Source organism: Microbispora sp. H10949 (assembly GCF_014161435.1).
GTDB lineage: Bacteria > Actinomycetota > Actinomycetes > Streptosporangiales > Streptosporangiaceae > Microbispora > Microbispora triticiradicis.
Window position 1 is genome coordinate 1 of record NZ_JABBWZ010000010.1, and the last position, 21,878, is coordinate 21,878.

Here is a 21,878-nt window from a genome sequence, read left to right on the forward strand (position 1 = left end):
ACGGCGGGGTGGAGTTCTTCCTGGACTACCACGGCCGGGTGGACCATCAGGTGAAGCTGCGGGGGTTCCGGATCGAGCCGGGCGAGGTGGAACACGCCCTGCTCCAGCACCCGGCCGTGTCCGAGGCGGTGGTCACCGTCCACGGCGACCACCTGATCGCCCACATCGCCACCAGAACCCCCTCCCAGGACGACCCCGTCGTGCCGGAGGAGCGTGGGGAGGACGACGAACAGATCCTCCTTCGGTATCTGCGGGGCTGTCTGCCGCAGCATCTGGTCCCTGCCCGCATCGTGGTGATGGACGCGCTGCCGCGCACCCCCAACGGGAAGATCGACCGCAAGGCGCTGCCCGAGCCGACATCGGTGTTCGGCACCGGCGAGGTCGAGCCTCCCGGCACCGAGGCGCAGCATCTGGTGGCCGAGTTGTTCACCGGCCTGCTGGGCCGGCCGGTCACGAACATCCACGACGACTTCTTCAGCCTGGGCGGGCATTCCCTGCTGGCCACGCGGCTGGTCAGCCGCCTCAACGCGCTCACCGGAGCGTCGCTCCCGCTGCGGGTGGTCTTCGAGCATCCCACCATCGCCGGATTGGCGGAGTTTCTGCCCGAGCCGGCGAGCGGGCCGGTGCGGCCGGCGGCCATCCCCAGGCTGCGCCGGACACTCGGCCGTGCCGGGGCGGCGAGCGGCGTCCCGAGCGACTGACACGGCGATGAGGACCCGGTGACCCGGGCGAGCGTGGGGGCGGATCCCGGAGACGCGAGCCCGGGGGAGCCGAGGGAGCGGGCGATCAGGCCCGGTCAGGCCCGATTCAGGCCAAGGCGTGGGTCAGGACCACAGGATCGTGCACGCCCAGTGCATTCCGCGGCCGTTCGTGGCCAGCGCCACGTAGTCACCCAGGCCCAGCTCCCCTGAGGCGTGCAGGTTGCCCAGCTCGAACAGGTGGTCGGCGGCACCGAAATGCCCGTGCTGCCGGGCGCCGCGGATGTTCGTACGGGACGTCGGCACACCGATCAGATCGGCCTGGGCGGCGATGACACGAGGATTGTCGTTGAGCAGGAGGAGCCACGCGAGGTCGTCCTCCGTGATACCGGCCTGCTTGCAGGCGCGGTGGACGGCACGGGCCGTACGGTCGTTGATCTCGTCCGCGAAGGCGGCCATGCGGTCGGAGTCGTACTGGAAGTGCTCCATGATCTGCCAGGCGTCCCGGACCTTGGGAGGCGGCGTGCCGGGCCCGAAGGGTTTCGCCCCGCCGCCGTCGTCGAGGCGGAAGAAGTCGGCGTAGCGTCCGTCCGTCTCGGCGTACGACGTGCGCCAGCGCAGTGACGCGGCGTTGCGGCTGGCCACGGCCGCCGCCGCGCCGTCGGAGAACAGCAGCGAGTGGGTGTCCAGGCGGTTCCAGTACGCCTCGGTGGTGCGGTTGGCGCCGATGACCAGCGCGGTGTCGTAGGACAGGTGGGTGGCGAACCGGCCGGCCAGGGTGTCGAAGGCGGTGACGCCGCCCGCGCAGCCCTGGTCCACCAGTACGGCCTCCGCCCAGGAGAGGCCGAGCCGGTGGGCGACCGCGGCCGCCGCGTCCCAGTACAGGTACTCCGCGATGTCTGTGATCGCTAACACCAGGAGGTCGACGTCGCGGGCGGCGACGCCCGCCGCGGCGAGGGCCTGCCCGCCCGCTTCGACGGCGAGATCGGTCAGGCCCATCCCGGGAGCCGCGCGGTGCACGTAGTCGTAGCCGTACGCGAGCACCCGCGCGACGTCCTCGGTGTAATCCGCGACCACATCCTTGACGGGCACTGGCTCGCCCACTTCCGCGGCGAAGGCGATCAGCCCGAACGTCATCAGTCCTCCATCACGCCGTCAGGCGACCAGCTGGTCGAGCCGGTCCGGCTCGCGGAGGTTGTCCGCGACCGCTCGCAGGAAGGCCACCGCTTCGGCGCCGTTCACGACCCGGTGGTCATAGGCGAGGCCGAGAACGACGACCGTGGTTGTCGCGAGGACTCCGTCGTGGAGCGCGAGCTGCCGACGTAGCCCGCCGACGGAGAGCATGCACAACTGCGGCCACATGACGATCGGTTGTACGAACACCACATCAGCCTCAGTGTTGATCGAGATGGTGATCGTACCGCCATCGAGCTCGGATGTGGTGAAATCGCCTCCCCGCCACGCTTTCATCCGGAAATCCATCAGGTCGTCGGCGATATCGGTGATCGATCGGCTCGCGCAGTCCCGGATCACGGGCGTGTAGAGGCCGCGTCCCGCGTCGATCGTCACCGCGACATGGGGCGCCTCGGAGACGGCGACCGTCCGGTCGTCCACGAGGCTGCCGAAGAGGTGGCCGAAGCGGTCGTGGGCGGCGGCGACCGCCTTCACCACGGCCTCGGGTACGCCGACCTCGGCGCCGGACTCCTCCGACAGCAGGCGCAGTCTGGCGAGGAGGGCGTCGACCCCCACCTCGACGGCGGTGAAGGCCGCCGGCACCTCCTTGTGGGCCCGGGTCACGACGGCGGCGGTGCCCCGCTGCACCCGGTCGAGCACGTAGGTCCGCCGGTCGGCCGGGGACGACTGGGCGGGCTGGGACGACGGGGCGGGCCGGGAAGGCTCGGCGGCCGGAGCGGCCTGCGCGGGCGCCGCCGATCCCGCACCACGACCGGCGGTCGTGGCCGCCTCGCCGCCCGCTCCACTCCCCGCCGCCGCATGCGCCGGGGGCGCGAGTTCGTGCAGTTCCGCGATGACGGCGCCGACCTCCACCTCGGTGCCGGCGTCGGCCGAGATCCGCAGATATCCGGCCGCCGGGGCCTCGATCTCCTCGACCGCCTTGGATGTCTCCAGTTCGACCAGGGGAGCGCCCGCCTCGACCCTGGCGCCGTCCTCGGCGAGCCAGCAGGTCACCAGGTAGTGCGTGTCGTTGTTGTTCAGCTTCGGCACGACGAAAGGTACGGCGAGCGGTGGGGCGGCATCGACGGGCTCGACAACGGACTCGGCGACCGGCGTCACGACGGGCCCGGCGACGACCGCGGCGCCCGTCGCGATCGTGCCGAGGCGCTCCGCGACGGCCTCGGCGATGTGCCGCTCGCCCAGCAGCACCCGGTCCTCCAGGTGGCGAGCGGCCGGGATGATCGAGTCGGCGGACGACAGCCGCAGCACCGGGGCGCGCAGGCGCGGCCACAGCCGCTCGTACACCAGCGCCGCGATGTCGGAGCCCCAGGTGCCGCCCGCCGTGCTCTCCTCGGCGACGGCCACCAGCGCGGGCCGTTCCAGGACCGGCAGGACGGGCTCGATGTCCACGGGGTACAGGCGCCCGGGGACCAGAAGGTGCGCGGTGACGCCCTGGTCCCGCAGGAGGTGGGCGGCGGCGAGCGCCCGGTGGGCGACGCCGCCGGGGCAGATCAGCACGACGTCGGGGGCCGTGCCGCCCACGGGGGTCACGTGCGCCCAGCCGGACGCGTCCCCGACGAGCGAGTGGCGGAAGTGCTCGTCCACGACCCCGTCGGGGTACGCCCGCCGGGTGTAGAGCACCTTGTCCTCGAAGAGCAGCGCGGGCCCGTGGTCCAGGGCGTGCGCGAGCAGCCCGTACGGATCGTGGAACGGGCTGAGCTCGTACAACGCCAGGTTCGGCATGCCGATGAAGTGCTTCTGCACGCTCTGGCTGTGGGTGGGCCCGTAGCCGCGACGGCCGCCGACCGGGCAGCGGAGCACGACCGGCATGGGCAGCCGCCGGCCGTACATCGTCACCGACTTCGAGATCAGGTTGAGCACCGGGTCGAAGACCAGCGCGGCGAAGTCGCCGAACATGACCTCGGCCACGACCTCGTCACCGGCGAGGGCGAGACCGGCCGCGACGCCCGCGAGGCCGTTCTCGCTGATCGGGGTGGACAGCACGCGGCCGGGATGCCGGTCCGACAGCCCCTTGGTGACCTTGAAGGCGCCGCCGTAGGGATCGGCGACGTCCTCGCCGAGGAGGTGCAGGCCGGGGCGTTCGGCGAACAGCCGGTGCAGCGCGCCGTTCAGGCTCTCCGCGAGCCGGGGCGCGAGCGGTGTCATACCGCGACTCCGCGCGTCCGCAGGGTGTCCCGCAGCGCCCCCACGGAGCGGCACGCGCGGGCCTCGCGCGGGCTCAGCCGCACGCCGTACGCCCGTTCGACGGTGCCGATGATCTGCACGTGGCGCAGGCTGCTCCACTCGGCGGCCGTGGCCGTGCCGGTGTTCTCGTCGACCGTCTCGGCGGGCACGTCGAGGACGCCCGCGACCAGGGTGATCAGTTCGTTCACTGTACGGCTCCCGCCTCGGCCACGTCGGCCCACCGCGACGGCGGGCGTGCCGCCACCTCGGCGGCGATGCGGTCCACCTCGGCGCGGACCCGCTCGTCGATCTCCCGGAAGCGGGGACCGAGGCGCGCCTCCAGCCCCGCCTGCCAGTCGCCTTCCCACAGGGCCGCGACCTCCTCGGCGGGGCGGGTGTCGTCGCCCTTGCTGTGCGGGCCGAGCCGCCGGGTCAGGAACCGTACGACCGCCGGCCCGCCGCCGCCGCGGACCCGCGCGATCACCGGCCCGGCCGCGGCGCGGACGGCCGGGATGTCATGGGTGGCGATCTCGGCGTACTCGACGCCGAAGGCGCGCGCCCGGCCGGCGATGGTCCCGGAGAGGTGCGCGCCGGTGGGGGTGGACTGGGCGATCCCGTTGTCCTCCACGACGACCAGCACCGGCAGCCGCCACAGCGCCGCCATGTTGAGCGCCTCGTACACCGCGCCCTCGCCCCAGGTGCCGTCGCCGACGTAGACGGCGGCGATCCGGCCGGTGCCGGCGCGCCGGTGCCGCAGCGCGACGCCCGTCGCGAGCGCCAGGCCCTCCCCCTGCACGCCGGTGGACAGGAAGCCGGGCCGGTAGAGGTGCTGGCTGCCGCCGACGCCGGCGCAGACCCCGCCCTCCCGGCCCATGATCTCGGCGAGCAGCCCGGCGGCGTCGCCGACGTGGGCCAGGTAGTGGCCGTGACCGCGGTGGTTGCTGACCACGAAGTCGCCGTCGAGCAGCGGGGCCAGCGCCACCGGCACGTACTCCTGCCCGATGCACGTGTGCGTGGTGCCGCTCAGCGCGCCGGCCTCGAACATCCGCAGCAGGGTCCGCTCGAAGTGGCGGATGCGGACCAGCTGCGCCACGTCGTCATCTGACAGACCGGGCACGGCGTCCGGCAGGCCGGGGACGGCGGCGCCCGCCGCGCGGGCCCGGGGGCCTTGGGCCTCGCGCGACGGGCCGAGGGTGCCGGACACGACCTACGTCGCCTTACGCATCCGCATGCCGCCCAGCGAGATCACGTAGTCGTTGGTGGCGGCGTCGTACTTGATGCCGTAGAAGGTCGGGTAGTAGCCGCTGCGCTGGTACTCCTGCGGCTGCCGGATGTCGGACTTGAAGGTGGGCTTGGTCAGCAGCCACTTCCGGGTCGCGAGCGGCTCCTGGAAGATGAGCCTGCCGTCGTGGGAGCCGTAGACGAAGACCTCGCGGAACTCCTCGGCGCTGCCGACCGGCCCGAAGTGCCGCGTCGTGTCGATCCAGTGCAGTCCCATCTGGGGCTTGGTCATCTCCACCGGGTTGCCCGGCTCGGAGATGTAGTCGGGCGCGATGTACTTCTTCTCCGGCACCTTCCCGGCACGGTCGGGGTGGAGCTTGGGGTCGATGTCCATGACCGAGTGGTGGTCGGGCGTGTAGAAGTGGAAGGCGAAGTGCGGCTCGCCGAAGATCTCGGCCGGCTTCCGTCCGTGGCTGTACCAGTTGAGCATCACGTGGTTGAAGACGGTGGCCTTCGCCTGCTTGGGGAACTCCAGGATGGTCTCCGTCGGCGGGACGGTGTCCTCGGTGGGCAGCCCGTCCAGCGCCGTCGCCGACAGGCGCACCCCGACCTCCGTGGGGTTGCCGTCCTGGTCGATGATGACGTACGGCCGCGCGGTGCCGTGGCCCACGGTCTGCGCCTCGCCCGAGTAGGTGGTGGTGTACCACTTGGCGTTGGCGAGGTTCAGGGCGCAACCGCTGGTGAGGGATACCGCGGCGCCGAGCGCCGCGACCACGACGGTGTAGCGCCGCGGCGTCCTGGGGGGTGAGATGTTCATCGGCGAGTCGCCTTCCAGACGGTGACGGGTCGTTCAGTCCTGGGTGCCGTAGACCGAGACGTGCCGGAGGCAGCCCGGCGCATAGTCGGCTTCGGTCCAGTCGGAGTAGCGTTCGAGCAGCCGCAGTCCCGCGTCACCCGCCATCTCGTCGAGCTGCCCGGCGGTGTAGTACCGGAACTTCACGGGGTAGAGCTGGATGCCGTGCGCGGTGAGCAGCACGTTCTGGATGCTCAGCACCTGGTGCCCGGGGTCGCGGAGCGCCGCGCTGAGCACCACGTGGTCGACGTCGAGCAGTGACGTGGCGACGTACTGGTCGTGGGTGAAGCGGGAGTCGTCCACCTCCATCGTCTCCACGACGAGCCGGCCGTCCTCGGTGAGGATCTCCGGGACACGCCGCAGGTACGCGCGCTGCGCCGGTTCCGACAGCAGCGCGCCGAAGGTGCCCTGCGCGAGGACCACGAGCGAGAACTTCCGCCCGAAGTCGATTTCATTCATGTCGCCGACTTCGACGGTCACCTTTTCCGCGCCCGGCTTCGTGCGAAGCTGGTTGGCCATTTCCCGGCTGACTTCCACGCCGAACACCTCGACGCCGGTCCCGGCCAGCGGGATGCCGATCCTTCCCGTCCCGATGCCCGCTTCCAGCACCGGGCCGGTCCCCGCACGGCTACGCAGGAACTCCACGATGGCGGCCACTTCCGCCGGGTCGTCGTTCACGACGTCGAACACGGAGGCGATGGCATCGCCATACGATTCGGCTGAATAATTTCGCATGGCCCGCCTCCGGCAGTTTTCCGACGCTTTTTATGTGCAATTCATTGTCGGAAAAGCGGCTCTCACGTTTCTCTCCGCGTGATACCGGCGGTCTCGTTCTGGCCGGAGCCGCTCGCCGCGCGGCGCGGCTCGCCGCACCAGCGGCGGAGCACCCCCGCGAGTTCGCCGGAGTCGGCCCGCCCGCCCCACGCCACGTGACCGTCGGGCCGGACGAGGACCACGGGCGGGCATCCCCGGCCGATCGGCTCCGCGAGGGTCGCGGTGACGACCCGGTCGGTCCAGCCGTCCAGCTCGACGGCGACGCCCGGAGGGCCGGCCAGCACGAACCGGCCGTCCCGGAACCGCTCGAACAGCCGCGAGCCGTCGGTCAGCGGCCGGTCGGGGACCCGCCGCCCGGCCCAGGGCCCGCCGTCGCCCGGCGGGTAGCGCAGCGTGAGCCCGGACAGGTGCTCCAGGTTCACCCGCTGGATCGCGCGGACGCGTACGAGCTTCGTGACGATCCCGCGGACCAGCCGTGCGGCCACGCCGTTCGAGGTCTCGAAGCGGAAGGAGAGGTCGGTCTTGCGCAGGGTCGCCGCGGCGATCGGGTAGCGCTCGTCCTCGTAGCTGTCCAGGAGGCCCGGCGGGGCCCAGCCGTCGAGCTCCGCGCGGAGCTTCCAGCCGAGGTTGAACGCGTCCTGGATGCCCGTCTGCAGGCCCTGGCCGCCGGAGGGGATGTGCGTGTGGGCGGCGTCCCCGGCCAGCAGCACCCGGCCGACGCGGTAGCGCCGGGCGTGGCGCTGCGAGCTGCGGAACCGCGACAGCCAGATCGGGTCGTACGGCTCGACGTCGATGCCGAGGATGCCCGCGCAGCTCTCCCGCAGGTCCGCCGGGGTCACCGGCAGCGAGGCCGGGACGTGCATCTTCTCGTGGTCGAACACGATGACCCGGTAGGTGTCGTCCCTGAAGGGGAACAGCGCCACCATGCCCCGGCGGGTGATGCGGGCGTAGGCGGGCGGCGACGGCGGGTTGCGCAGCCGCATGTCGCCCATCATGACCGACACGTCGTAGTTCCAGCCCTCGAAGTCGACGCCGATCGCCTCGCGCACGCTGCTGTTCACGCCGTCGCAGCCGACGACGTAGTCGGCGCGCTCGGTCGTCACCACGCCGTCCGGGCCGCGTACGTCGACCTCGGCGGACTCCGCGTCCTGGCGCAGGCCGACCACCTCGGCGCCGGTGCGGACCACCGCGCCGGCCTGCTCGGCGGCGGCCTGCAGCGCGGCCTCGGTGCGGTGCTGCGGCACGACCAGGCTGTACGGGAACGGCGTGTCGAGCAGGCCGTAGTCGAGGTAGCCGTTCCGGTCGCCCACCGGGGGGTGCGGGCAGGGGCGGCCGTCGGCCAGCAGCCCGGCGACCCGGCCGCGCATGTCGAGCAACTCCATCGTGCGGGGTTCCACGGTGAAGGCCCGGGACAGGGCGGCGCGGCTCGACCGCTTCTCCACCACGAGGCAGTCGACACCGCCCGCCGCCAGCTCGCCGGCCAGCGCCAGCCCGGAGGGGCCGGCGCCGACGATGATCACACGTGACACTGTCGACTCCTCGTTGGCGGGGCGGGGCGGTAGTGCGTCCGCATGTCCGGGGACGTCCGCAGCAGCTCGGCCAGCGGGCCCGCGGCGACGACCCGGCCGTCCTTCAGCAGCAGCACCTGGTCGGCCCGCTCCAGCAGGGCGGGCCGGTGGGAGACGGCGAGGCAGGTCGCCGACGTGGCGAAGATGCGCCGCCACAGCTCCTGCTCGGTCTCCACGTCGAGGGCGCTGGACAGGTCGTCCATGACCAGCAGCGCGCTGTCGCGGGCGAACATCCGGGCGGCCGCCGTGCGCTGCGCCTGCCCGCCGGAGAGGCGCACGCCGCGTACGCCGATCTCCGTGTCGAGCCCGCCGCCGAGCCGCTCCAGGTCCGGGCCGAGCACGGCGAGGGCCGCCGCCCGTTCGACCCGGCCGTCGTCCGGCAGGCCGAGCAGCACGTTCTCCCTGATCGTGCCGGACAGCAGGGAGGGGTTCTGCGGGGTGTAGGCGACGCGCGGCGGCACCATGAAGTCGTCCGGGGCGTCGACCCGCTCGCCGTTCCAGTGGATCTCGCCGTCCTGCGGCGCGTAGAGGCCGAGCACGGTGCGCAGCAGCGTCGTCTTGCCCGACCCCACCGCGCCGGTCACGACGGTGACGGTGCCCGGCCGGATCGTGAAGGACGCCTCGCGCACGCCCCGCCCGGATCCGGGGAAGACGTGCGTCAGCGACCGCACCTCCAGCTCGCGCAGCGGCTCCGGTTCCGGCGGCGCCGTGGTGAGGGACGCGTCCTCGCGCAGGTGCAGCGGGTGGTGCTCGACCAGCGTCCGCGAGGGCGTGCCGGGCAGCATGGCGGCCGCCCGTACGAACGAGACCCGGGCCTGCTGGTAGGTGCGCACGAGGTAGCCCATGAAGGACGTGTAGTCGGCCACCTGCATCAGATAGGTGGAGAACAGCACGAAGTCGCCGGTGGTGAACTCGCCGGAACGCATCCGGCCCGCCGCCAGCAGCAGGATCAGGCCGGAGCCGATGCTCGCGGTGCTGTTGAAGACGGAGTCGATGGCGAGGCTCTGCACCTTGTCACGGATCATCGCGGTCTTGCGCGCCTCGTTGTCGCGGCGCAGCCGGGCGACGACCTCGCGTTCCCGGCCCGCCGCCTTGATCGCGCGGACCGCGGCCACGATCTCCTGGATGGTCCCGGTGACCTGGGCGGTGGCCGCCCTGCTGCGCACCCGGATGCGGTACGCCCGGGCGCGCGCCAGCTGCGCGAGGACCAGGACGACCGCGAGCGGCGCCATGACGACGAGGGTCACCTGGACGTCGACGCTGAGCAGGATCGCCAGCCCGCCGCCCGCGAAGATGAGCCCGGACATCATGTCGAAGCCCCAGCCGCCCATCATCGCGATGGCGTCGCTGTCGTCCCGCAGGGTGGAGATGTTCTCGCCCGCGGCGGCCGGCAGCGGCTGCGCGCCCGGCTTGCGGAACACCAGGGCGAGCAGGTTGCGCTGGATCAGCCCCCGGGCGCGCAGGTACCAGCCCGCCCAGGCCACGGTCGCGCCGACGATCGCGACGCACCGGGCCAGGCCCGCGCCCACCGCGATCGCCACCACCGTCCACACGGTGATCCCGGCGGGCGCCCGGCCCTCCAGGACGTCGAACAGCAGCTTGCCCAGCACGCCGGGCAGCAGCGGCCACAGATGGAAGATCGCCCACGCGGAGGCGGCCAGCAGGTAGCGCCAGGGGCTGTAGGTGATCAGCCGCCAGAGGAACCCCAGCGGGGACGGCTCGGCCGGTCCGTTCATGTGAGCACCTTCCCGACCTGGTAGAGCCGCGCCAGCCGGGAGCCCGGGTCGGCCAGCAGGCCGGCGGTGGCGCCCCGCTCGGCGATCGCGCCGGTGTCCAGCACGATCACCTGGTCCGTACGGCGGATCGTGTCGAGCCGGTGGGCGATCACGATCGCGGTGCGCCCGGCGAGCATCCGGTCGAGCGCGCGTTCCACCTGGGCCTCGGTGACCGGGTCGAGCCTGCTGGACGGCTCGTCGAGCACGACCAGCCCCGGATCGGTCAGGAACACCCGGGCCAGCGCGATGAGCTGCGCCTGCCCGGCCGACAGGGTGCCGGGTGAGATCCGCGAGGACAGCCCGTCGGGCAGCCCCTCCAGCCAGGGCCGCAGCTCCAGCACGTCGAGGATCTCCAGCAGCCGCCGGTCGTCGGCCCGCTCGTCGAAGAAGGTCAGGTTCTCCCGCAGGGTGGCGTCGAAGATCTGCACGTCCTGCGGCACGAAACCGATCCGCGACCGCAGCGACGCCAGGGAGGCCTCGCGGACGTCGACCCCGCCGACCAGCACCCGTCCCCGGCTCGCGTCGTACAGGCGGAACAGCAGGGAGGCGATGGTGGTCTTGCCCGCGCCGGTCCGCCCGACGAGCCCGAGCGTGGTCCCCGCCGGGACGTCGAACGACACCTCGCGCATGACCATGCCGTCCCCGAAGCCGTCCCCGGAGCCGTCGCCGGACTCGTCCCCGGAGTCGTCCCGGCCGTAGCCGAAGCTGACGTGGTCGAACCGGACGGACAGCGGGCCGGAGGGGATGGCCGCGGTCCCGTCGGCGAGGGAGGACCGGTGGGCGAACAGCTCGGCGATGCGCCGCGTCGCGGCCATCGCCTGCTGGAGCGTCTGCACCTGGTGGCGCAGCACCTCCATGGGGGTGTTCAGCATCGCCGCGTACGCGACGATCAGGTAGACGCCGGCCAGGGACACCACGCCGTCGCGGTAGAAGACGCCGCCGTACCCGAAGGCGATCGCCGTGCCGGCGGTGAACGCGATCGAGAGCACGACCCAGATGGCGCTGCCCCAGCCCTCGGCCCTGACCTTCACCGGCAGCCACGCGCGCAGGTGCCGGTGGAAGCGCGCCATGGCGTAGCCGGTGGCGCCGGACGAGCGCAGGTCCTCGGTGGCGAGGGTCGCCTCGCCGACGTAGCCGAAGAACCGGGCGCTCTGCTCCCGGTCGTCCTCCCATTTGAGCCCGGCGATCCCGGCGATCCTCGACAGCGCCAGATAGCTGAGGATCGTGACCGCCGTGAAGGTGAGCCCGACCCGCCAGTCCAGGGTGGCCAGGGCGATCAGGATGCCCAGCACCAGCAGGACGTTGCCGGCGATGTGCACGATCAGGCTGGAGAAGAACTCCGCGACCTGGTTGACGTCGCCGTCGATGCGCTCGATCAGCTCGCCGGGCGGGCGGGACTCGTGGAAGGTCAGGTCGAGCGACAGCACGTGCGCGGTCAGGTCCTCGCGGGCGGCGTTGGTGGCGGTCCACGAGACCCGCTCACTGGCGTACGCCGACACGATGCGGGCGGCCTGCCGCGTCACGGCCACGGCCAGGAACACCCCGGCGATCCCGACGAGCACGCTCTCGGCCCGGCCGAGCTGGACCGACTCGATGAAGTGCGCGGCGATGCGCGGCTCCGCGATCTCCAGGCCGATGGAGAAGACCAGCAGACCGGCCATCACCGCGACGGCCGCCGGCTGCGACCCCACGTAGGCGCGCAGGAGGGAGACGGCGGTCATCGGCGGCCGGGCGGTGCTCACCCGTCCTCCAGTTCGTAGCCGTCGAGGCACCGGTCGGCCAGCGCGGCGTACCGGCCGGGGTCGCCCTCGCGCACGAGGGCGGGCAGGTACACGTGCGGCGCCCCGTGGTAGAAGCGCTCGTACTGGTCGTGCCGCCCGGCGAACTCGCTGCCCACGGCGTCCCAGGCCAGCTTGAACAGCTTGATCCGCGCCTCGGCGTCGTACCCGGGGGACTTCACGTACTTGCCGAGGAGCGCGGCGACCTCCGGGCGCAGCAGGTCGCGGTAGGAGGACGGCAGCTGGATCAGCCCGCCGCCCGCCAGCAGCTTGATCTCGTTGATCACCTTGGGGTAGAGGTCCGGCCCCACGGCGAGCTGGGCGTACGCCGTCTCACGGTGCGGCATGACCGCGTCGGCGCCGGGCACCGGCTCGCACAGCTCCTCGGCGGCGACGACCAGCGCCTTGGCGGTGTTCACCCACGACAGCAGCTTGCCGATCTGCATCCGCACCGGCGGCATGTCGTAGACGTTGTTGGCCTTGGCGACGAGGATGGCAATGCCGGTGAGGAACTCCAGCTTGGTCCAGAACCGGGTGGCGCCGTGGTGGACGAAGCTGACGAACGCCGGGGTCTTCCAGAACTGCGCGTGGCAGGCCTCCGGGTCGCGGTAGGCGAACACCCGCTCCCACGGCACGAACACGTCGTCATAGACCACGAGCGCGTCGTTCTCGTCCAGCCGGCTGGCGAGCGGGTAGTCGAAGACGCTGGTCGCGCGGGCCTCGTAGGAGGTCCGGCTGACGAAGGAGATGCCGGGCGCCGCGACCGGCACCGAGAAGCTCACCGCGTAGTCGGCCTCGCTGGGCGGCATCCGCTGGGTGACGCCGACCAGGATCTCGTCGGCGAGGGCCGCCGCGGTGCCGATCATCTTGGCGCCGCGCACGACGATCCCGTCGTCGCGCTCGGCGACGACCCGCAGGCACAGGTCGTCCTCCATCTGCTCCGACGGCGCCTTCGTGCGGTCGATCTGCGGGTTGACCAGCGTGTGCGCCTGGTAGAGGTCGCCCTCGGCCATCCGCCGCCAGTGCGCGACCAGGTTGGCCGAGCCGTCGAACCCGTCGCGGGCCAGCACGCCCGGCACGGTCGCCATCCCGGCGACCGCCGAGGCCATGTAGTCGGGGGAGCGGCCGAGGAACCCGAACGTCGCCTCCGACCACAGCTTGAACGCCCGGCCCTTGGCCTTGAGCTCGTCCTTCGTACGCGGGATCTGGTAGGCGCGCGACACCGGCCCGTCGACGCCGGGCACCGACGCCGTCAGCGTCTCGGGGTGCTCCGCCGTCAGGTCGTAGAGGTCGGCGATCGAGCGGACCGAACGCCGGAAGGCGGGATGGGTGGTCAGGTCGTCCACCCGCTCGCCGTCCAGCCAGATCGTCCTGCCGTCGCGCAGCGCGTCGAGGTAGTCCTTGCCGGTCCTGGTCATCGTGCCGCCTCCGCCCAGCGCAGCCCTGGTTCCGACGCCGACAGCGGGGGCCCGGCCACGCGCAGGGGCGCCCGTGCCTTCAGCAGCATCTCCTCGAACTCCTCGGCGGGATCGGAGTCGAGCACGATCGCGCCGCCCGCCCCCACCGTCAGGCCCTCGGCGGTGGCCACCGCGGTGCGGATGACGATGTTGAGGTCGGCCGTGCCGTTGTGGCCGAGGAAGCCGATGGCGCCGGAGTAGACGCCGCGCGCCGTCTGCTCCATCTCGTCGAGGATCTCCATCGTGCGCAGCTTGGGCGCGCCGGTCATCGACCCGCCGGGGAAGCACGCCGTGACGCAGCCGATGGCGTCGACGTCCGGGCGGAGCGTGCCCTGGATTGTGGACACGAGCTGGTGGACGGTCGCGTACGTCTCGACCGCCATGTAGCTGGGCACGTGGACGGAGCCGACCTCGCAGACCCGCCCGAGGTCGTTGCGCAGCAGGTCCACGATCATCAGGTTCTCGGCCCTGACCTTGGGATCGGTCGTCAGCCGGGCCCGCAGCCGCAGGTCCTCCCGGCGCCCGCGACCCCGGGCCGCGGTGCCCTTGATCGGTTTCGTCTCCACGGTCCGGTCCGGCCGGATCCGCAGGAACCGCTCGGGGGACGAGCAGAGGACGGCGAAGCCGCCCAGCCGCAGGAAGGCCGCGTACGGCGCGGGGTTGGACGCGCGCTGCGCGAGGTACAGCTCCAGCGGGTCGCCGGTCACGGGCAGCCGGGTCTGCGTGGTCAGGCAGATCTCGTAGCTCTCGCCCTCGCGCAGCTTGCCCCGGCACGCCTCGACGTCGTCCAGGTAGCCGTCCCGGGCGCGGAGCAGGCCGGGCTCGGGGTCGTGGCCGTCTGCGGCGGGCGCGTCCGCTCCCGGTGGCGGCCGCCACCGGGCGAGCCGCCGTTCGGCGCGGGCCAGCCACGACGACGCGGCGGGGTCGTCCGGCGACCGGGTCAGCGCGATGAGATGGGTGGTCCGCTGCTCGTGGTCGACCACCACCAGGCGGGTGGCGGACAGCCACACCGCGTCGGGCGTGGTGGCGCGGTGCCGGCACGGCGAGCCCAGTTCGGCCCTCAGCTCGTAGCCGAAGTAGCCCACGTATCCGCTGGTGAGGTCGAAGGGCACGTCGGGGACGTCGAGGACCGGCTCGGCGAGCCGGGTCCGGAGGGCATCGAAGATCGAATCCGGCCAGGTGACGGTCTCCGGGGCCGGCCCGCTCCGGATCGTGAGCCCCTCGCCGACGGAGTAGCTCAGGATCTCGCCGTCGCGGCCCTCCGGCGCGCCGAGGAAGGAGAACCGCGACAGGCCGGGCTCCACCCGGCTGCTGTCCAGCCAGAACGCGTGCTCCAGGCCGCCGAACAGGTCCGTGAACGCCGCCGCCGTGTCCACCTCGTACGGCACCACGCGGTGCAGCAGCCGCCACGGGCGCACGGCGGCGGGCGGCGCCTCGGGCGCGAGGGGCGCCGGCTGGGCGGACGCCCGTCGCGGCGCCCGCGCCGGGCGCAGTGACCTGCCCTGTTCCGCCAGCGCCTTCGCCGCGAGACGGCCGAAGTTCTCGACCAGTTGCGCGCCGTGCTCGGTCGCGATCGACTCGGGGTGGAACTGCACCCCCCACAGCGGCCGCTCCCGGTGCCGCAGCCCCATGAGCACGCCGTCCTCCGCCCACGCCGTCGGCGTGAGGGTGTCGGGCAGGCCCTCCTCCGGCACGCACAGCGAGTGGTAGCGCACCGCCTGGAAGTCCTGGGGCAGTCCCTGGAAGAGGTCCTCGCCGGTGTGCCGCACGCGGGTCAGGTGACCGTGCCGGGGCCGGGGCGCGGGCACCACGTCGGCTCCCGAGAGCAACGCGATCGCCTGGTGACCGAGGCAGACCCCGAGAAGCGGGACCCTGGTGCGCGCCACCACCTGCCGGACCGCGCCGAGGTCGCGGTCCCGGCCCGGATGGCCGGGGCCGGGGGAGACGACGATCGCGTCGAAATCCTCGATGTCCAGACCGGGCCACGCGGCGTCGTCGTTCGTCACCACCGTCGGCTCCGTGCCGTACACCCGGGCCATCAGCTGAAAGAGGTTGTAGGTGTACGAATCATGGTTGTCGATCAGTAGCGTAAGCATACGGTCCCTCATCTCGACCAGTAAAGCTACGACTTGCATAAACCGCGGCCTGGTCGTGGACAATGCGAAAAGAGCAGGTTGAGAGCGGTCTGAGAGGCGGGCCCGGCGGGCGAGAGCGGATTGATACGGCAATGGATATCCACCGCGAATACGTTCACGACGCCAGAATCCCGGCGACCGGAGAGTCCTATGACCGCCACCGAAATCCCCGTACTCCCCGACCTCAACCACTCGACGGAGCGGGCCAGCGCCGGAAAGCAGCCGGCGACCGCCGACCCGGGTCTCCTCGGGTACCCCGCCTTCGCCACCGCGGCGTTCGCGCTGGCCCTGTTCCTGACCGGTTTCAACCAGGTCACCATCCCCAGCACGCTCGCCGCCCCGCTGCCGATCATGTCCCTCTGCGGCGTGCTCCTCATCGGCGCCACGGTCTGGGCGGCCCGCCGCGGCGACGGCTGGCAGGCGACCATGTTCGGCCTGTTCGGTGCTTTTTGGCTGAGCTTCTCGATGCTCGTGTTCGGCCTCGTCAACAGCTGGTTCGGTCAGCTCCCCGAGCCCGCGCAGCGCGGCGCCCAGGCCAACTTCATCCTGGTCTGGCTCGGGCTCATGACCGTGGTGACCCTCACCACGCTCCGGCTTCCGAAGATCTTCGGGCTGCTGTTCCTCGTCATCGACTTCTCGCTGCTGACGCTGTTCATCGCCGTCAGCGTGGCGCGGCCCGGTGCCGCGGGTGACCCGTGGATCCTCCCCTTCGGCATCATCGCGATTTTCTCGATGCCGCTGATCGGCATGTACCTGTTCGCCAGCACACTGAACAGCTTCCTCGGCGGCAGGCAGTTCCCGGTGGGCAAGCCGTTCAAGAGCTGAAACCGGCTCGAAGTAGTACGGTCTGGAAAAAACGAAACCACTCGATCTGGCGGGCGTCGGAGAAGGCGCCCGCCGAGGTCGGGTAATTCGCTGATTGAGGAGTGGAAAGCGTGACCGTATACAACCGCCGGGGATTCCTGGCCGGCGCGGCGGCGGCCGGGGCCGGCCTGGCCTCGGGGGTCGCCCTGGGCAGCACACCGGCGTCCGCGGGAACCACCGGCACCCGGTGCGTGCCCGAGTTCGGCCCCTTCGTCGTCAAGCCCGGCGATCCCCGCTTCGACAGCATGCGCAGCGGGCACAACATGCGCTTCACCGGCGCCCCCGACCAGGTGACGGTGGTGGGCTCGGCGGAGCAGGTCGTGGACGCGGTCGGCGCGGCCGTGGCGGCGGGCAAGCGGCTGGTCGCCCGCTCCGGCGGCCACTGCATGGAGGACTTCACCACCACCTCCGACATCAAGGCGGTCGTCGACCTGTCCCAGATGACGGCGGTCTACCACGACGCGCGTCGCGGGGCCTTCGCGGTGGAGCCCGGCGCCCTCGTCGGCGAGGTGGCCGAGACCCTCTTCAAGGGCTGGGGCGTGATGATCCCCTTCACCGGTTGCGCGACCGTCGGCATCGGAGGGCACATCCCCGGCGGCGGCTACGGCTTCTTCTCCCGCAAGCACGGCCTCAGCGTCGACCACCTGAACGCGGTCGAGGTCGTCACCGTCGACGCCTCGGGCAGGCCCCGCGTCATCGTCGCCACCGACAGCCCGTCCGACCCCAACCGCGACCTGTTCTGGGCGCACACCGGCGGCGGCGCGGGCAACTTCGGCATCGTCACCCGCTACTGGTTCAGGACGCCGGGCGTGACGTCCACCGACCCCACCAGGCTCCTGCCCCGGATCGGCAACCAGCGGGCCCGCCTGCTGATGTGGTCGTGGGACGCGATGACCGAGCAGGCCTTCACCACCCTGGTCGGCAACTACTGCACCTGGTACCAGAACAACAGCGCACCGGGCAGCCCGGCGGTCAACCTGTGGGGCACGCTCACCACCAACCACCGTTCGGCCGGGACCCTGATGCTGCTGGCGGGCGTGGACGAGTCGGTGTCGGGCGGCCAGGCCCTGCTGGACGCCCACTTCGCCGCCGTCACCTCCGGGGTCGGCGTCGAACCGATGGTCGACGTCCAGGAGACCACCCCCTGGCTCGACCCCCGCAACTGGGTCAGCGACCCCGCGGGCCGCCAGAAGAACAAGACCGCCGACCTGCGCCGCAGCTACACCCCCGCGCAGATCGCGACGCTCTACCGGCATCTCAGCGACGACTCCTACTACAACCCCAACGCCCTGGTGAACATCACCGGCTTCGGCGGGCGGATCAACAGCGTGGCGTCCGGCGCGACCGCCGCCGTCCACCGCGACTCCGTCCTGCGGGTCTACTTCACCGCGGGCGGCTGGAGCAGCTCGTACGAGGACGAGGCCAACATGGCCTGGATCCGGAACCTCTACCGGGAGCTCTACCAGGACACCGGCGGGGTGCCCGTGCCGAACGCCGTCAACGGCGGGGCGTTCATCAACTACCCCGACAGGGACCTGGCCGACCCGGCGTGGAACACCTCCGGCACTCCCTGGCACGCGCTCTACTACCGCGACAACTACCCAAGACTGCAGCGGATCAAGAGGCAGTACGACCCGCGCAACGTCTTCCGGCACGGCCTGTCCATCGGCCTGCCCTCCTAGCACAAAGCACACCACGCGCCCGCGGCGCGAATCCGGAGCCGGAGGATCTCCATGCTCACTCATCCGTCAACCCGGACCGTCCCCGACGGAATCAGGGGCAAGAGCCTGATCGCCCTGTCCGTCGTGGTGGCCTTCTGGGCGCTCATCATGGTCGACGAGATGGTGATCAGCATCTCGCTGGCCGGTATCGGCCAGGCGCTCGAGATGTCCCAGACCCAGCTCTCCTGGGTCGTGAACGCCTACCTCCTCCCGTACGGAGGCCTGCTGCTGCTCGGCGGCAGGGCCGGCGACATCCTCGGCAAGCGCCGGGTGTTCGTCGCCGGCGTCGCCTTCTACACCGCGGGCTGCCTGGTGCGCGCGATCGCTCCGGACGCATGGTTGGTCATCGCCGCCCGGGGGGCCCAGGGCGTGGGCGCGGCGCTGGCCACACCGTGCGTGCTGGCTCTGATCGTCAGCATGTTCGAGGAGGGCCCGCTGCGCCGCCGGGCCATCAGCGCGTACACGATCGCGGGCGGCGCGGGCGCCGCCGTCGGGCTGATGCTGGTGGGGCTGCTCGGCACGATCAGTTCCTGGCGCGTGGTGCTGCTGCCCAGCGCGGTCTTCGGCCTCGTCCTCCTGGTGCTGGGCCCGATGGTGATCGAGGAGACCTCGCGCCGCCCCGGGCGGTTCGACTTCGCGGGTGCGCTGAGCGCCACCCTGGGCGTCGTCGCGATCGTCTACGGGCTCACCACCTCGCAGGGCGGCGACTGGCTCAACGGCTGGGTCATCGGCTCCGTCGTGGCCGGCCTGGTGCTTCTCGGGCTGTTCGTGCTGATCAGCCGCCGGGCCAGGCAGCCGCTGCTCGACCTCGGGCTGTTCACCGACCGGAGCCGCGTCGGGGCCTATCTGGTGCTGATGATCACGCCGGGCGCGCAGATCGGCCTGTTCTTCTACCTGAGCCAGTACTTCCAGATCGTCCTCGGCTACGACACCCTGACCACCGCGTTCGCCTTCCTGGCCGTCTCCGTCGGCATGACCGGCGCGGCGAGCCTCGCCGTCCGCCTCGAACCCAGGATCGGCGGACGGATGGTCGTGCTGATCGGCGCGGTGCTGCTGCTGATCTCCAACGCCTGGCTGCTGCGGATGGACATCGGCGACGGCTACTGGACCGGTGTGCTGCCCTCGCTGGTGCTCGTCGGGGCCGGGGTCGCCATGGCGATCATCCCCGCGTTCAGCCGCGCCACCTCGGGCGTGGAGAGCGAGGACGCCGGCGCGGCCTCCAGCGTGGTGAGCATGGTCCAGAACGTCGGGTCCTCCCTCGCCCTCGCCGTGATCGTGGTCATCGCCACCGCGGCGAGCACCCGCGCCACCGAGCACCCGCCGGCCGGTCTGTCCAAGGCCGCCCTCGACGGGTACGTGTTCAGTCAGGGCATGCAGGCGACCTTCCTGACAGGTGCGGGCTTCGCCGTGGCGGCGCTGCTCGCCGCCCTGCTCATCGGCAGGTCCCGGACCTCCTGAGAGCCCGAGATGATGAGCTACCGGGAACCGCTTGAGGAGACCAGGCTCCTGGAGTCGTTCGCGAACACGATCGACGTCGAACGCGGCGCCGACCTCCTGGAGAGCGTGGAGGGCATGCGCGCCTGGCTGGCCGCGCAGGGGCTGCCCGCCCACGTCACGCCGCACGACCTGGCCCGCGCCCGCACCCTGCGGCAGGGCCTGCGGGCCCGGCTGCTCGCCGACGGCGAGCAGCCGGACCGCCGGTCAATGGCCGCGGCGCACGCCGTCCTGGACGGCCTCGCGCTCCGCTCCGACGACCCGCTCGCCGCCATCGCCCGGGCCTGGCTCGCCACCACCGCCGGCGGGGAGTGGCCGCGCCTGAAGCGCTGCCCCGACCGGCGGTGCGGCTGGGTCTTCTGGGACGGCTCACGCGACGGCACCCGCACCCGGTGCTCCCGCCCGCCCGCTGCGTCCCCGGGCGCCTCCCCGGGCCCGTCCGGGAGCGCGGTGCTCACGGTGCTGAGAGGCCGCCCATGAGACGCCCGAAAGCCGTCACGACCACAACCAGGACCACGACCAAGCGACGCCGTCCCAGGCCCGCCGACCTGGACCTGCGCACCCCCTCCGGCCGCGCCCTGCCCTACTGACCGCGCAGCTTATAGGACTACAGTTATATAAACTGTGGTCCTATAAGCAGGAGCAGGTGTGGACAAGCCGGCCGACATGTTCGACCGTGACTACGAGTGGGCGGCGTTGCGACGGTTCATCACCGACGAGCAGCCCGGCGCCACCCTAGGCGTGGTCTCCGGCCGGCGCCGCCAGGGCAAGACCTTCCTGCTGGACGCCGCCTGCCGTGCCGCGGGCGGCTTCTACTTCGCCGCGACCGAGGCGGCGAACGCCGAGTCCCTGCGCCGGTTGAGCGCCGCGCTCACCGCCCACGTCCGGCCCGCCGTCCCCTATCACTTCGCCGACTGGTCGGAGGCTTTGGACGCGCTGCTCGCCCTCGGCGCCGAGCGGCCGATCCCCGTCGTCATCGACGAGTTCCCCTACCTCGCGCGGGCCAACCCGGAACTGCCGTCCCTTCTCCAGGAGGCGTTCCGGCCCATGCGGGATCAGCGGACCCGCTCGCGCACCCGGTTGCTGCTGTGCGGGTCGGCCCTCTCCTTCATGGGCCGGCTGCTGTCCGGCAACGCCCCGCTGCGCGGACGTGCGGGGCTGGAGATGCTCGTCCGCCCACTGGACCACCGCCTCGCCGCCGAGTTCTGGGAGATCTCCGATCCCGCGCTGGCCCTGAAGGTCAACGCGGTCGTCGGCGGCACCCCCGCCTATCGTCGCGAGTTCGCGCGCGGTGACACGCCGTCGGGACCGGAGGACTTCGACGACTGGGTGATCCGCACCGTGCTCAACCCAGAGACGCCTCTCTTCCGGGAGGCCCGCTACCTCCTCGCCGAGGAGCCCGACCTGCGCGACAGCGCCCTGTACCTGTCCGTCCTGGCGGCCGTCGCCGACGGCAACGCGACGCGCGGGGGAGTGGCCGGCTATCTGGAGCGCAGGGCGACGGACATCGCGCATCCGATCAACGTGCTGGAGAACGCCGGCCTGCTGCACCGCGACGCGGACGCGTTCCGGGACAACCGCGCCACCTACCGCATCTCCGAGCCGTTGATCCGCTTCTACCACGCCATCATGCGCCCGGTCTGGGACCAGCTGGAGCGGCCCGGCAGCGCCGGACGGGTCTGGCAGGCCAGCCGCGGCCGCTTCGTCAGCAACGTCCTGGGCCCCCACTTCGAGCAGATCTGCCGCGACTGGGCGCTGCACCATGCCGATCCCGACCTGTTCGGCGGTCTGCCCGCCCGCGTCGGTCACGGGGTGGTCCACGACCCCAAGGCCAGGACCGGCCACGAGGTCGACGTGGCCGTGGTCGGCATCGCCGACGGCGGCAAGGCGCCGCTGCTGGCCATCGGCGAAGCGAAGTGGAACGACACGATGGGAGCCGCCCACATCGAACGGCTCCGGCACCTCCGCGACCTGATCGCCCGGACGGGCCGCTACGACACCACGGACACCCGACTCCTCTGCTTCAGCGGCACCGGGTTCAACGACAAGGCGCGTGCCGCCACGGCCGCGTCCCCCGACGTCCACCTCGTCGACCTGCCGGCCCTGTACGGCCGGAGCTGACCCGGCTCGGCCCGGCGTGACCGGGTCTGGGCGCGCCCACCGCGAGTTCCTACATCGGTAGG

17 protein-coding genes are annotated in these 21,878 nt (G+C 72.0%); 6 read left to right on the forward strand and 11 right to left on the reverse strand.

All coding sequences use genetic code 11. The features are described from left to right. Positions 1–701 (forward strand): phosphopantetheine-binding protein (locus tag HHX40_RS25210; protein WP_182882595.1); only part of this gene is annotated, 701 nt, incomplete at its 5' end. A gap of 123 nt (positions 702–824) precedes the next feature. Here the strand turns inward: HHX40_RS25210 and HHX40_RS25215 are convergent. The 11 genes from HHX40_RS25215 to pabB all read right to left on the reverse strand — a co-directional run bounded on the left by HHX40_RS25215 (position 825) and on the right by pabB (position 15,577). Further along, complete coding sequence (locus HHX40_RS25215; RefSeq protein WP_138462285.1) at positions 825–1,835, reverse strand: 3-oxoacyl-[acyl-carrier-protein] synthase III C-terminal domain-containing protein; 1,011 nt, start codon at positions 1,833–1,835, stop codon at positions 825–827. Between the two features lie 18 nt (positions 1,836–1,853). After that, complete coding sequence (locus HHX40_RS25220) at positions 1,854–4,037, reverse strand: 2-oxo acid dehydrogenase subunit E2 (protein WP_182882596.1); 2,184 nt, start codon at positions 4,035–4,037, stop codon at positions 1,854–1,856. Further along, a complete protein-coding gene (locus HHX40_RS25225) occupies positions 4,034–4,264 on the reverse strand; it encodes an acyl carrier protein (RefSeq protein WP_117408636.1) in 231 nt (76 codons plus the stop codon). The genes HHX40_RS25220 and HHX40_RS25225 overlap by 4 nt, the downstream gene beginning before the upstream one ends. Beyond that, on the reverse strand, positions 4,261–5,259 hold the full coding sequence (locus HHX40_RS25230) for a thiamine pyrophosphate-dependent dehydrogenase E1 component subunit alpha (protein WP_182882597.1): 999 nt from the start codon (positions 5,257–5,259) through the stop codon (positions 4,261–4,263). Before HHX40_RS25230 ends, HHX40_RS25225 begins: the two co-directional genes overlap by 4 nt. A gap of 3 nt (positions 5,260–5,262) precedes the next feature. Continuing rightward, positions 5,263–6,093 (reverse strand): DUF5602 domain-containing protein, encoded by an 831-nt coding sequence (locus HHX40_RS25235; protein ID WP_182882598.1) that lies wholly within the window; start codon positions 6,091–6,093, stop codon positions 5,263–5,265. 33 nt (positions 6,094–6,126) lie between these two features. Continuing rightward, positions 6,127–6,819, reverse strand: a complete 693-nt coding sequence (locus HHX40_RS25240) for a class I SAM-dependent methyltransferase (RefSeq protein ID WP_167521585.1) — start codon at positions 6,817–6,819, stop codon at positions 6,127–6,129. Between the two features lie 107 nt (positions 6,820–6,926). After that, on the reverse strand, positions 6,927–8,432 hold the full coding sequence (locus tag HHX40_RS25245) for an FAD-dependent monooxygenase (protein WP_182882599.1): 1,506 nt from the start codon (positions 8,430–8,432) through the stop codon (positions 6,927–6,929). Continuing rightward, the gene (locus tag HHX40_RS25250) at positions 8,420–10,207 is read right to left on the reverse strand and encodes an ABC transporter ATP-binding protein (protein WP_138462281.1); all 1,788 of its coding nucleotides are present in this window, start codon (positions 10,205–10,207) and stop codon (positions 8,420–8,422) included. The genes HHX40_RS25245 and HHX40_RS25250 overlap by 13 nt, the downstream gene beginning before the upstream one ends. Continuing rightward, entirely contained in the window at positions 10,204–11,988 is a 1,785-nt protein-coding gene (locus HHX40_RS25255; protein ID WP_182882600.1) for an ABC transporter ATP-binding protein, read from the reverse strand. Before HHX40_RS25255 ends, HHX40_RS25250 begins: the two co-directional genes overlap by 4 nt. Continuing rightward, positions 11,985–13,442 carry a 4-hydroxyphenylacetate 3-hydroxylase family protein gene (locus HHX40_RS25260; protein ID WP_117408629.1) on the reverse strand — a complete coding sequence of 486 codons (1,458 nt, stop codon included), beginning with the start codon at positions 13,440–13,442 and terminating at the stop codon, positions 11,985–11,987. Before HHX40_RS25260 ends, HHX40_RS25255 begins: the two co-directional genes overlap by 4 nt. Then, entirely contained in the window at positions 13,439–15,577 is a 2,139-nt protein-coding gene (gene pabB, locus HHX40_RS25265; RefSeq protein WP_182882601.1) for an aminodeoxychorismate synthase component I, read from the reverse strand. The genes HHX40_RS25260 and pabB overlap by 4 nt, the downstream gene beginning before the upstream one ends. A gap of 189 nt (positions 15,578–15,766) precedes the next feature. Between pabB and HHX40_RS25270 the strand changes: the two genes are divergently transcribed. From HHX40_RS25270 to HHX40_RS25290, 5 genes are all read left to right on the forward strand, one after another. Then, on the forward strand, positions 15,767–16,441 hold the full coding sequence (locus HHX40_RS25270; RefSeq protein WP_182882602.1) for a GPR1/FUN34/YaaH family transporter: 675 nt from the start codon (positions 15,767–15,769) through the stop codon (positions 16,439–16,441). A gap of 110 nt (positions 16,442–16,551) precedes the next feature. After that, entirely contained in the window at positions 16,552–18,162 is a 1,611-nt protein-coding gene (locus HHX40_RS25275) for an FAD-binding oxidoreductase (protein WP_182882603.1), read from the forward strand. 51 nt (positions 18,163–18,213) lie between these two features. Continuing rightward, positions 18,214–19,659, forward strand: a complete 1,446-nt coding sequence (locus HHX40_RS25280) for an MFS transporter (protein WP_182882604.1) — start codon at positions 18,214–18,216, stop codon at positions 19,657–19,659. Positions 19,660–19,668: 9 nt separating this feature from the next. Then, positions 19,669–20,175: a CGNR zinc finger domain-containing protein gene (locus HHX40_RS25285; protein ID WP_182882605.1), complete on the forward strand. Its 507-nt coding sequence runs from the start codon at positions 19,669–19,671 to the stop codon at positions 20,173–20,175. A 168-nt stretch (positions 20,176–20,343) separates the two neighbouring features. After that, on the forward strand, positions 20,344–21,816 hold the full coding sequence (locus HHX40_RS25290; RefSeq protein WP_182882606.1) for an AAA family ATPase: 1,473 nt from the start codon (positions 20,344–20,346) through the stop codon (positions 21,814–21,816). Positions 21,817–21,878: the final 62 nt, after the last annotated feature.